The following is a 12,030-nucleotide window of genomic DNA, read 5'->3' as shown; positions in this document are numbered from 1 at the left end:
AGCCTGCACGTCGAAAAAATTATATACAAAAGGACAAGTGGCTGCCCCCTTGTCCATTTTCCTACTCTATTTTTGATTATTGAGAGTTGAATAGATCAACTACTATATAAAAAACATCATTACAGTTCCTATCAATGTCAGTGCAATCACATGGTAACCGACAGCTATAAAATAAACAGAGGCTGGTTTTTTACTATTTGTTCCTAGCCCAAAGATAAAATCCTTTGCATACGCTAGAGCTACAATTATTCCAACGCCCCCACCGATTAATGCTCCATCTACTAAAGTTTTCGCCTGAGATAGTTGAAGGACACCATACAACATCGTTGAAGTTATTACCGTAACAAGGGTCAGCAACCCATAATTAGGCTGTTCGGGCTTAATGTTTAGTAGATCTACCCAACGGTTTCCTAATACAGAATAATAAATCATACCACTTACCATGTACAAAACGACTCCACTTAAAATAGCCCAAATCATATAACTTACTACCTCTCTCTTCTAAAGTTTGTTTGTTGTTATTTGATGGGAATTAACAATGAAGATTACTATGTGGTCCTCCCCATTTGTTATCATTCCCCTATTTCTAAACTTTAGATATTTACTCCTACAAAGTCAATGTGTATTCTATATATTGTTTTGAAATTGTCTCAATAAAAAGGTGCCTGCCCCATAGTGCACGAAAGCATTCTCACACTGAGGCAGACACCAAATTTTATTTCCCTTCCATGGGGTAGTATGAGATCGTGATGTCTTCATTAACTTTTTTTAACATGTCGCACTGAAGAGCTCTTACTTCAAACACCTTTAATGGATCGTAAAACAGTTCAGGATTTTCTTTTAAATGTAGTAGTTGCTCCTTGACTGATTCCTTCTCTGCCTGAACATTAGTAATAAGCTCATGCACTCGCACTAACGGCTCTTCAAAAAATAAAGCTATATCCGATTTCATCGTTTTCTCAAATAAATTAAACTCAAAGAAGAACTTTTCTATGAGACTTGTCGTCACATCTTCATAGCTATCATTTTCAACCTTCTTCTTATACTGGTTATAAAGAATCTGTTTATTTTGTTGAAGGTTACCAAAAATTTTTCCAGCGCTTTTTAATAGCATCTGCGCCGGCTTATTACGAGTCATAATGTTAACCTTATCTATCTCTATTCGATAAGTTAACCTATTAATATCTCGTTTCCAATCTAAGAGAATCTGTAGATCACCTGCAAGTGCTACCTTCTTCTCCTCCATCGACGTATTTATCGTTTCACTCATTTCTTCTAAATAACACTGTGTTTCATTGAGTTCTCTTTCCGCTTCATTCATCCAATTTTGAATATCACTCTTAAACTTTGGAATTAAACTGTCCTGCACATATGTCTGAATGGCTTCATTCATTTTATTATCTAACTCTATATGAATTTCTCGGAAGTTACTATCTTCTTTAATATATTGTGTGCATTCTTGTAAAATTTTAGGAAGTCTAACCTCTATGTTTCGCCTTGTGTTATCTTTTAATACCCGATACGCTTCTGTAATCGAAAGCGTGTTTTCCTTTAGCTTATCCTGCAGAGAGGATTCCAAACCTTGAAGTTTTCCCGTGAGCTCTTCAATGAAGGACAGATTAAAGTTAAACGAATTTTCAGCAGTTGTTCTACCTTTCAGTAGCTCCACTAAAGCTGATCGAATAAGATACAATACTTTAGAAATGAGATGCTGAGTAGAATTTTCTCTGTCTATATGGTAGTTCCGATTAATAAAGTGGACGAGATTGTTACCTGTTGACATGTCCGAAGTTATATTGGAGAGGGTGAATACCTCTGCATTCGGATAGAATTCTTGTATTCTTTCTCGAGTTGCCTTAGATTCCCTCTCACCACGAATGAGGAAATGAACAGGAACATGTTGATGATTCACTTGATCCAGTTCAGGAATTCCACCTTCTCGCAAAACCTCATGATCGTCCAACACATAAAGTATGCCATCAGAAACGTTCGAGTAATTGAAGATATCATTTTCCTGCCCATGCCCCCCACTCATTTCAGGAATACTGATGAGTGAAAAATCGAGTTTCTGCAATGGGGATGGTGTTGACCATCTTAATTCTACTAGATCATTATTCTGAAGGGTTACCATATCGGTTACAGGCTGAACACCGTCATTTTTTATTTCAGTCAGAGTGTTTGTACCTGTTGCTTTTTCAATAAACATCGTAATATTCTCATCGCCTAGTAAGTTCTCACCGAGGATAGCATTAATAGTTTCAGCTGCCCCACTACCTTTTCGACCCGTAACAAGTAAATGTTTGTTCCCTCTTTCAGAAGCCTTTAACAGTTTCCTTGATAGCCACTTAATTTTTTCCCCAATCGTATGTTTGTCAGCCCATGCCATGATTGCCTCTAGTAAGGTAAGGACTTCTTCAGTGCTGTCATAAAAACTAATATCATTGTTAAAAAGATGGTGCTCCGATTCCCTTAATGTATCGATCGTTAATGTAGATGGAAAAATCTCATTCCAAGCCATCACGGCAGTTGCTGGGACAAGTGCCTGTTCTCCACTCATGGCGTTTAGCCAGTTCGTTAACAAGTCAGGCATAACTGTTTTTAATTCATTAAGTAAATACTCTCCAGTCATTAATTCAAGATACGAGTGATGAAGAACGGTGGAAATGTCCTGTTTTGGACCCCGTTCCTCTATTTCTTCCACCCCTAATAATAGATCATTTAACGTTTTTACCCAATCCACAAAGGCGGCTTGACCTATATAGCTGTTGTTCAGGGATTTAAGAAGTTGTGCAAATCTACTTTCATCCACTTTGGCTAAAACTTGAAGGGAATCTTGAAAATAATCAGGTACGAAATCTCTGGTGTACCCTTTATCAACATACGTTTTTAACAAGTCAAACCAAGATGTATCCTCCGTTCGTACGGCTTCATTTACAACGAGGACGACTGCGTTTTGCCAATCTTGATGCTGCTCATAGATGGTGCGCCCTAACTCCGTCACATTTGGATAATCGGGGTTGATGGATATGGCTTTATTAATAGACAGATAGAGTCGTTCCACATCATTTTTCTCAGCGTAAAGGGAAGCTAATTGTAACGCTATTTCAATTGAAAGAACCTCATCTTTCGATCTGATAGACTGATATGTTTTTTCCGCATCCCTCAACCAGCCAAGCTCATAATAAGCATCACCAATGTTTTTCTTGGCCCAATCTCCAAGCTCTCCCTCCACATTCGACCACTTATAAATCGCAGCTTCGTAATCTTTCACATGATAATAGTACTCTCCTTGGGCGAACCGAATAGGTGATAAGTCTGCCTGCTCCATGGATTGTTCGGTAAAAAATATATGGCCGAGTAGATGAATAGGGTGCGATGATTCCACTCTTTGAGTATGTTTCGTCCGTTGAACAGAATCTGTGTGTTGACCAGGGTGCTGGTTTTGCATCCTTTGCGCTCGCTCTACAAGTTCACCCCGTCCCCCCAGTTCAGTTAGGGAAACTCGCTCCACGGCTTGCTGGTTTTGCACTCGTTCTACAGTTTCCGATGGTTGCTGATTCTCGTATTCCGTTACGAATACTCTATAATATGTTTTATTAATAAGCTGATTTTTCGTCATGTTTAAACCTCCAACTGCTTTGCTAAAAATCAATGAAGCCTTTTGATTAGCGTCAATCTAGTGTCAATCAAATAATCTTCTCCCTATCTGTTCGTTTTTTCTCTTGTTTTTTCGACCATAATTATCTTATTCCACATTAAATGACTTAAGAACTGTATCAAAATAGAAAGGAAAAGTAATTTGGTCACCGACAGCAAAACAACTACGAAAGACGGACACTTTGAACACAGTCGTCTATCTAGAGTGTTGTCTGGTTTCTAATATCGTTTTACTTCGTAAGCAGCTCGGCCCGCTAACTGGATGATGTTGCATCTAATTGTGGGGAGGGGGCGAGCACCTTTTTTTCCCTGCTCCCCCTTCATAGGCCGTATTCTTATTTGCTCCTTTTTCGATACCCTTCTTTTTCTCGACTTCATATATTAAAGTGAAAGAGGTGAGCAAATTGGAGGAGAAGGAAAAGGAAAAGGAGACAGAAAAAAAACAGTCAAATCAGTTAGTAATTACTACTTCTTTAATCGTTTTGACCATTATCATATCGTTATTACTCGACGCAGACGTTATATCTGCTCTTATTTATTCTGTTATTCTAGTTTCCATTACAGATGAATCGAATCAGAGTGTCATACTTATCCTGCTCGGAATCATCTTGGTGATAACAAATTTATAGTTATTAGTATCGGGGAACGGGGTCCGGGTTACCTAAAACTTCGGTTCAGTCTTCATTCTGTGAAAATGAATATAGGTGGTTAGTTGTATTTCTTGCACTCTTTTTTTGATAATGAGGGACAGTATTTTTTTGTTGAAATTCTGGCCTCATTCTTTGATATATCGGATTTAGTGTCTAGGAAAAATTTGGTTTAATTGCCTGAAGCTCATGGGGGAATTGTGTAAAGGTAAAATATAATGGGTTTATTTACCCGAAGCTCTTGAGGGGAGTTCATAAAGGTAAAATAAATCTAGTTTATTTGCCCGAAGCTCTTGGAGGTATCGCGTAAAGGTAAAATAAATCGGTTTTATTTGCCCGGAGCACTCGGGAGAATCGCATAAAGGTAAAATAAACTGGGTTTATTTGCCCGAAGCTCTTGTTGGAATCGCATTAAGGTAAAATAAATCTAGTTTATTTGCCCGAAGCTCTTGGCTGGATCTTATAAAGGTAAAATAAATCGGTTTTATTTGCCCGAAGATCTTGGAGGAATCGTGTAAAGGTAAAATAAATCTGGTTTATTTGCCCGAAGTACTTGGCTGGATCTTATAAAGGTAAAACAAATCTAGTTTATTTGCCCGAAGCACGTGGAGGAATCGCGTAAAGGTAAAATAAATCGGTTTTATTTGCCCGAAGTACTTGGCTCGATCTTATAAAGGTAAAATAAATCGGTTTTATTTGCCCGGAGCTCTTGGGGGAATCGCATAAAGGTAAAACAAATCTAGTTTATTTGCCCGAAGCACGTGGAGGAATCGCGTAAAGGTAAAATAAATCGGTTTTATTTGCCCGGAGCTCTTGGGGGAATCGCATAAAGGTAAAACAAATCTAGTTTATTTGCCCGAAGCACTCGGAGGTATCACGAAAAGGTAAAATAAATCTAGTTTATTTGCCCGAAGCTCTTGGGAGAATCGCATAAAGGTAAAATAAATCGGTTTTATTGAGTTAGTCTAAAAAGTAGAGACTTAGTAATGGGACACAGTCTATAATTAAATTAACTAATAGGAGAGGGATGTGGCCCAGTGTCTCAGAAACGTTATTCACAAGAATATAAAGAATATGTAGTCAAGTTAGTGTTAGAGGAAGGACGAAAAACAACAGAATTGGCTTATGAACTTGAGATCTCGCCAAAGTCTGTATCGCGGTGGGTAAGGGAGGCTCGTGAAGAGTTAAGAAGCAAATCAGAAGGAGAAGAGTATGTTACACCGAAGGAACTTAAAAAGATAAAAGCTGAGTATGAAAAGCAGCTTCGTGAGAAAGAAGAGGAGAACGAAATCTTAAAAAAGGCAATGCACATCTTCACGCGAAACCAAGAATAAAGTATCAATTCATAGATACGCATCGTGATGAACATACGGTTGTGAAGATGTGCAAGGTATTAAAGGTTTCAGTTAGTGGTTATTACAAGTGGGTGGGGCGTCAACGACAGGGTCCCACTGAGAAAGAGATTTATAGGCAAGAGCTATGTCAAAAGATCAATAAATCGTTTCATGAGAGCTTTGGAACATACGGTAGTCCACGTATCCACGCTGACCTCATTGAATGGGGATATACGGTTTCTCAGAAGACAGTTGCACGCTTGATGAAAGAAATGGGATTAAAAGCAACCCAGGAACAAGCGTATGTCGTGACAACAGACTCTAATCACGAATTGCCGTTATATACAGACTTAGTCAAACGAAATTTTACTGTCGATGAACCAGACAGGTTATGGGTTACTGATATAACTTACATCCGCACAGTACAAGGCTGGGTTTATTTAGCGACGGTCATGGACCTCTTCTCACGTAAAATTGTGGGTTGGTATATGGCTGACCACATGCGTGTAGAATTGTGTAGTACTGCTTTAAAGATGGCTCTGGTTAACAGGTCGCCGTCAGAAAAGCTAATTCATCATTCAGATAGGGGGTCTCAATATTGTTCGAAGGAATATATAGATCTCCTAAAGGAAGAAGGCTGCCAGATTAGTATGAGTCGCAAAGGAAACCCTTACGATAATGCTTGTATTGAATCTTTTCATGCCACAATCAAGAAAGAATTGATTTACAGAAGACGCTTCAACACAAAAGCAGAGGCGATGAAGGCTGTTAATTATTACATAAGTGCACGTTACAACAAGCGCCGTAGGCATTCAACTTTAGGGTATGTAAGCCCAGATCAATACGAATTTAATTTTCTCGCAGGCCAGCAATTAAAAGCGTCATAAGTCGGACAGTAAGATGACAAACTATGAATAACCAAATTTTACAAGGACTTAAAAGTTGAAATACACTAGCATTAGACAAGGATTACTGACTGTTTTCCAGAGAAAAAGGGACTCTACTTTCTTGACATAAGTCCATTTATTTGCCCGAAGCTCTTGGGGGGATCGGATAAAGGTAAATTAAATCTAGTTTATTTGCCCGAACCACTCGACTTGATCAGGATCCGGGAACTATCAGACCACATTAGTGCCCGAAGCTCTCGACCTGATCAGGCTTCGGGAACTATCAGACGACATTAGTGCCCGAAGCTCTCGACCTGATAAAGCTCCGGGAACTATCAGACCACATTAGTGCCCGAAGCTCTCGACCAGATCAACTTTCGGGAACTATCAGACGACTTTAGTGCCCGAAGCTCTCGACTTGATCAGGCTCCGGGAACTATCAGACCACATTAGTGCCCGAAGCTCTCGACTTGATCAGGCTTCGGGAACTATCAGACGACTTTAGTGCCCGGAGCACTCGACTTGATCAGGCTCCGGGAACTATCAAACGACATTAGTGCCCGAAGTACTCTACCTGATCAGCTTTCGGGAACTATCAGACCACATTAGTGCCCGAAGCTCTCGACCTGATCAGGCTCCGGGAACTATCAGGCCACATTAGTGCCCGGAGCATTCGACCAACTCAACTTTCGAGAACTATCCAGTGAGAGGTTGTCAAGTCCCACTCCCTGTTAGCCGCACGATACCCGTTGTCAACCCCCAATCCCGTCACTGCTCCACCTGCCCCACCTACACTCAATACCGCTACTCCAAATCAACAAGCAATACCTGAGTTTTTCCTCGAATACCAGAACCAGCAAACAAATAAGCTGACTACATAATATAAAACAAAGGCATATAGAGCGAATATTGCGCTGCCAGTTGTATCAATGGACCAGCCGAAGATTTTAGGAATGAAAAATGCTCCGTATGCTGCAAATGCAGCGATCAATCCAAGAACTGGTGCAGATTGTTTTGCGTCGAATATAAATGGCACCATTCTGAACGTTGCACCATTGGCAATACCCGTTCCTGCAAATAAAATGATAAACATAATGAGAAACCCAACAAAATTCCCAACAGATAAGAAGAAAATAATGCCTAATGTAGCTAAAATCATACTAACAATCGTCCAAAACGTTACCTTCGATCCACTGTCCACTTTATCGGCTAACCAACCACCAATAGGACGGATCGAAGCCCCAATTAAAGGCCCTAAAAATGCAAATTGAACCCCATTTAGTTCTGCAAACTCACTATTTATAAGCAATGGGAAAGCTGCTGCAAATCCGATAAAGGAACCGAAGCACATAATATACAACCACGCCATAACCCATGTGTGCTTTAACTTTAATACAGCTAATTGGCTTTTTACACTTTGTTTCGTGTTTGGTAATTCATCCATAAAGAATAGCGTCAAGATAAACGATATAATAATAGGAATGACCCATATGAACGCGGCATTTTGGATATATATTTCCGTGCCGTCTGGTAATACTTGTCCACCACCTGTTAATGCTCCAATAAATCCTAAACTAATCACAATTGGCGTTAGGAATTGTACAGCACTAACACCTAAATTACCGATACCTACATTTATACCGTTTGCAGTTCCCTTTGCCCTTTTTGGGTAAAAAGGATTTAAAGATGCTGTGGAAGAAGCTAAATTTCCTCCACCTAATCCACATAAAGCTGCTAAGATTGCCATTGTGATAAAACTAGTATCTGGATTTTGGACGGCAATCCCGATCCCTATTGCAGGAATTAAAAGAACCCCGGTTGTAAGTAGTGTTGTCTTTTTCCCACCAAGAATTCCCGGTAAAAAAGTATATAACAAACGAAACGTCGCTCCCGTTAAACCAGGTAATGCTGCCAAGGTGAATAATTGACTATTCGTGAATTCAAAACCAACATCATTCAATTTTACTGCCGTTACAGACCATAATTGCCAAATGATAAACGCAAGTATTAGAGCAAAAACCGATAGTTTTAAGTTCTTATTTGCAACTTTCTTTCCTGTTCTATTCCAAAATTGCTCATCTTCTGGTTGCCATTCCTTTATCTTTGCCATCCAGTACTCCCCCAATATCCCAAATTAATAATCTCAATTACATTTAAATTTCTACAAAAAACTAATATTTATCTCCGCCGAAGCAACTCTTCAAATAGTTCCGCCCTCGACCCACTTGATAAGAAACGGTCACTCATCACTTCTCGTAACAGCACCCGCTTTTTTCCAGGATCTGATATTTCTGCAAGGATCCTTTGGCGTGCCATGGATAAAAATTTAATAAACTCGTTGTATTCCTCATCAAATAGATGAGCGATATCCCGCTTAATTTTTTTAGCAAGCATGGGACTTGCTCCCCCTGTGGAAATGGCAATGCTTAAGTCACCATTTCGATAAACTGCAGGAACTTGAAAGTCAGATTGCCCAGGGTTATCGGCGATGTTGACCAGTTGATTTGGAGCCTTCCCTTGCAAAACTTCAGTATTAACGCTAGCACAATCCGTGGCAGCAATAATTAAGAATGCACCTTCTAAATCATTTTTCTCATACTGCTTCTGCTGCCAAACAACGATTCCCTCACGAACAAGCTCCCTTAAGGTATCGGTTATTTCAGGACTAACCAACGTGATCGCCGTTGCGCCGCCATCTAGCAGACCTACTACTTTGCGCTCTGCGACAGCGCCTCCACCGATGACGACGATAGGCTTACTGCAGAGATGAAGCATCACTGGATACATCGTTATCTCGCCTTTCTTAAAAAAATACAATTGTTATATTAAAAAGTTGTTTTACTTGCTTTTCATTACGACCTTCTCGTTCTAGCTTCTTCTACTCGTTTTTCCAACAAAGATTCCATTCGATTATCAAAGCCTGCCGGTTCACAAAGTATGATACGACAGTCGCCATAACTCGCTTGAAAGGGGGCAATCTCCCTTGCGATCTTATTCATGAAACCTCCAGTGAACAGGAGGTATGGAAGGAGGTAAATCGTTTGATGCCCTTCTTCCAGCAATTGTTGGAGCTTCTCTGAAATCGACGGTGCTGTACTTTTTATGAAGGCTTGATCTGATTGGAAGCCAGTCTGTTCAGCAAATAAGTTTGTTAACTCCGTAAATGCTGTTTTTGCCTCAGAATCCCTACTGCCGTGCCCGACTAAAACAATAGTGCCATCCGCATCATCAGGCAGTTTACTTTGCATTGTTTGAATCGCCAGCTCATCTGCTCCTAATGGACTACCATAATGAAACTGAACATTTTCATACTGCTTTTTTGACACGGAGATGATGTCCGGAATATCTTCATTCACATGAACCCCTGGCATCAGAAGCACAGGCATCACAGTAATGGAAGTGGCCCCTCTCCTCACTGCCGTTTCTATGGCGTCAGGGATGCTGGGCGTTGCCGATTCCAGAAATCCTATCTCTTGTATAGGCACGTCGACCTTTTCCGTTACACGGTTCACAAAGCTAGTAAATGTCCTGTTACCTGATTCTGTCCGGCTTCCGTGTCCGGCATACACGACTGCTTCCACAACGATCCCTCCTGTCAAAATCCAATTCTTTCATCAATCACTTCATCCTTGCTGATGTCTATATCAACACTTTTTCCTCATCTATGGTTAAGGATTTTATCAACTCTTCTACCGTTGGCTTAGTAGGTCTTATATTAACGTTCAAACCATGAGTTGCAGCCATTATTTCCGTTTTTTCCCCCATAGCAACGATCTTGGAAGTTCCTAGTAACGTATGAATCGCCGCACTGCTACTTTCCACGATTGGCTGTATGGACAAGCTGCTTGGGAAGATGATTGTATCAATGTCCGCTTCTTCCAACATGCGCTCCACAATCGGTAAAAATTGTTCATCTATCGTTTTTTCAGAAGTGATAAGTACATCATGGGAACCGTAGTTCACCGTATTTTCAAGCGTTTGAGAGCGTATTGTACTGTCGCCGATGATTAAAAGGGTACCAGCCTCTTCCATAGTAGTTGCTAATTTTGCTACAATTCCTCGAGAGGAAAGGGCTTTTTTAGACTTTACTGAAGGAACATAGATTTCCGCATGAAGGTGGCGAATATCAATCTCCCGTTCTGCAAGGATAGTAAAAAATTGTGCTACACTTTCAGGAGATGTAAACAGCACTTTATCATAGGTACAAAGGTTGGATAGGATGTCTTCCTCCATGATGGCAGGCGTACTTTTCCACTTTGGATATTCTATAACGTCCGCTCCTTGCTCCCTTAGTTGACGAGCAAGATCACTTTCCCCTTCACTTGTACGTGCCAACAGAATTTGGCTGCCAAAAAGAGGTTGGTTTTCAAACCACTTACATTTTTCACGGACATTAACGATATCTCCAACAAGGGTAATGGCTGGATTGGTAAAACCTGATGAACGGACTTTTTCAGCAATCGTTTCAAGCGTTCCTTCCAATGTTTTCTGGCGACCGAAAGTCCCCCATTGAATCAAGATCACAGGAGTAGATGATGCCTTGCCGTGTTTTATCATGTTCTCACAGATGAACGGCAGGTTTGCTACTCCCATATAAAAGGCGATCGTGTCGACCCCTTTGACAAGTCCTTCCCAATCAATGTTTGGTTGGCCATTGTTCGATTTATCGTGAGCAGTAACAACCGCAAACGACGTGCCATACTCCCGATGAGTGACAGGAATTCCAGCATAAATGGGTGCAGCGATTCCTGACGTGATACCAGGCACAATTTCAAATCGAATACCATGTTCTGCTAGTCCCTCAGCTTCTTCCCCAACACGACCAAAGACGCTCGGATCTCCACCTTTAAGTCGTGTCACAGTTTTCCCTTCAAGTGCCTTCACAATTAATAAATCATTAATTGATTCTTGTCGTAAAAAATGGCGTTGTGGGAGTTTACCACAGTAAATGAGCTCACAATCCGGTTTTGCAAAATCAAGAAGTTTAGGGTTTGCAAGTCGGTCATATAAAATAACATCTGCTTTTTTTATCGCTTCTAAACCTTTCACTGTAATAAGTCCGATATCACCAGGTCCTGCTCCAACTAAATAGACGCTTCCTGTTTGTTTCATGCTGTTCTCCCCCTGTGAAGAGGGAGACAGCGATCTAGCGGCGCTTTTCCCTCTATTTATTAAAGCTGTGCTTACAAGCTGACATACACATCTCCATCGCGAACTTCTACTTTATAGGTTTGTACCTTTCCTTCATCAGGTGCTTGGACTAGGCCGTCTGCTAGTGAGATTTTCCAATCATATACGGGACAAAACACATAGTGACCACTAACTAACCCTTCTGATAGAACGCCGCCCTTTGGGTGCGGGCTCTTGTCCTCTATCGCATACACTTCACCACTCGTTACTTTAAAGAGAGCAATGGGCTTATCATTGATTAAGACTGGCTGTCCAACTTGTGGTACCAATTCCTCATAGGTTGCAACTTTTACTGGGATTTTTAAAGCGTTCATA

The 12,030-nt window shown here is 40.6% G+C and carries 10 protein-coding genes; 3 read left to right on the top strand and 7 right to left on the bottom strand.

What is annotated here, in order from left to right; genetic code table 11:
- Positions 1 to 102 precede the first annotated feature (102 nt).
- Both BW724_RS06450 and BW724_RS06445 read right to left on the bottom strand, forming a co-directional pair.
- Positions 103 to 480, bottom strand: a complete 378-nt coding sequence (locus BW724_RS06450; RefSeq protein WP_088074448.1) for a DUF1761 domain-containing protein — start codon at positions 478 to 480, stop codon at positions 103 to 105.
- A gap of 235 nt (positions 481 to 715) precedes the next feature.
- Positions 716 to 3,619, bottom strand: coding sequence for a tetratricopeptide repeat protein (locus BW724_RS06445; RefSeq protein WP_088074447.1), 2,904 nt, complete (start codon positions 3,617 to 3,619; stop codon positions 716 to 718).
- 442 nt (positions 3,620 to 4,061) lie between these two features.
- On the opposite strand from BW724_RS06445, the gene BW724_RS06440 reads away from it, so the two are divergent.
- From BW724_RS06440 to BW724_RS06430, 3 genes are all read left to right on the top strand, one after another.
- Positions 4,062 to 4,286 (top strand): hypothetical protein, encoded by a 225-nt coding sequence (locus BW724_RS06440; protein WP_088074446.1) that lies wholly within the window; start codon positions 4,062 to 4,064, stop codon positions 4,284 to 4,286.
- 1,055 nt (positions 4,287 to 5,341) lie between these two features.
- A complete protein-coding gene (locus BW724_RS06435) occupies positions 5,342 to 5,638 on the top strand; it encodes a transposase (RefSeq protein ID WP_235848887.1) in 297 nt (98 codons plus the stop codon).
- A complete protein-coding gene (locus BW724_RS06430; RefSeq protein WP_140354900.1) occupies positions 5,635 to 6,525 on the top strand; it encodes an IS3 family transposase in 891 nt (296 codons plus the stop codon). The genes BW724_RS06435 and BW724_RS06430 overlap by 4 nt, the downstream gene beginning before the upstream one ends.
- 814 nt (positions 6,526 to 7,339) lie before the next feature.
- Here BW724_RS06430 and BW724_RS06425 read toward each other — a convergent pair.
- From BW724_RS06425 to nirD, 5 genes are all read right to left on the bottom strand, one after another.
- Positions 7,340 to 8,635, bottom strand: a complete 1,296-nt coding sequence (locus BW724_RS06425; protein WP_088074445.1) for an MFS transporter — start codon at positions 8,633 to 8,635, stop codon at positions 7,340 to 7,342.
- A gap of 68 nt (positions 8,636 to 8,703) precedes the next feature.
- Complete coding sequence (locus BW724_RS06420; protein WP_088074444.1) at positions 8,704 to 9,312, bottom strand: precorrin-2 dehydrogenase/sirohydrochlorin ferrochelatase family protein; 609 nt, start codon at positions 9,310 to 9,312, stop codon at positions 8,704 to 8,706.
- Between the two features lie 65 nt (positions 9,313 to 9,377).
- Positions 9,378 to 10,106: a sirohydrochlorin chelatase gene (locus BW724_RS06415; RefSeq protein ID WP_140354921.1), complete on the bottom strand. Its 729-nt coding sequence runs from the start codon at positions 10,104 to 10,106 to the stop codon at positions 9,378 to 9,380.
- A 58-nt stretch (positions 10,107 to 10,164) separates the two neighbouring features.
- Positions 10,165 to 11,637, bottom strand: a complete 1,473-nt coding sequence (gene cobA / locus BW724_RS06410) for a uroporphyrinogen-III C-methyltransferase (protein WP_088074442.1) — start codon at positions 11,635 to 11,637, stop codon at positions 10,165 to 10,167.
- A 71-nt stretch (positions 11,638 to 11,708) separates the two neighbouring features.
- Complete coding sequence (gene nirD, locus BW724_RS06405) at positions 11,709 to 12,029, bottom strand: nitrite reductase small subunit NirD (RefSeq protein ID WP_088074441.1); 321 nt, start codon at positions 12,027 to 12,029, stop codon at positions 11,709 to 11,711.
- Between the last annotated feature and the right edge of the window lies 1 nt (position 12,030).

Source organism: Litchfieldia alkalitelluris, assembly GCF_002153425.1.
GTDB lineage: Bacteria > Bacillota > Bacilli > Bacillales > Salisediminibacteriaceae > Evansella > Evansella alkalicola.
The sequence above is the reverse complement of the archived record's forward strand: the minus strand, read 5'-3'. Positions and strand labels throughout refer to the sequence as shown.

Bases quoted from the DNA above. Each gene is read 5' to 3' on its own strand.
- BW724_RS06450 (WP_088074448.1), bottom strand. From the start codon at position 480: ATGATTTGGGCTATTTTAAGTGGAGTCGTTTTGTACATGGTAAGTGGT.
- BW724_RS06445 (WP_088074447.1), bottom strand. From the start codon at position 3,619: ATGACGAAAAATCAGCTTATTAATAAAACATATTATAGAGTATTCGTA.
- BW724_RS06425 (WP_088074445.1), bottom strand. From the start codon at position 8,635: ATGGCAAAGATAAAGGAATGGCAACCAGAAGATGAGCAATTTTGGAAT.
- BW724_RS06420 (WP_088074444.1), bottom strand. From the start codon at position 9,312: ATGTATCCAGTGATGCTTCATCTCTGCAGTAAGCCTATCGTCGTCATC.
- cobA (WP_088074442.1), bottom strand. From the start codon at position 11,637: ATGAAACAAACAGGAAGCGTCTATTTAGTTGGAGCAGGACCTGGTGAT.
- nirD (WP_088074441.1), bottom strand. From the start codon at position 12,029: ATGAACGCTTTAAAAATCCCAGTAAAAGTTGCAACCTATGAGGAATTG.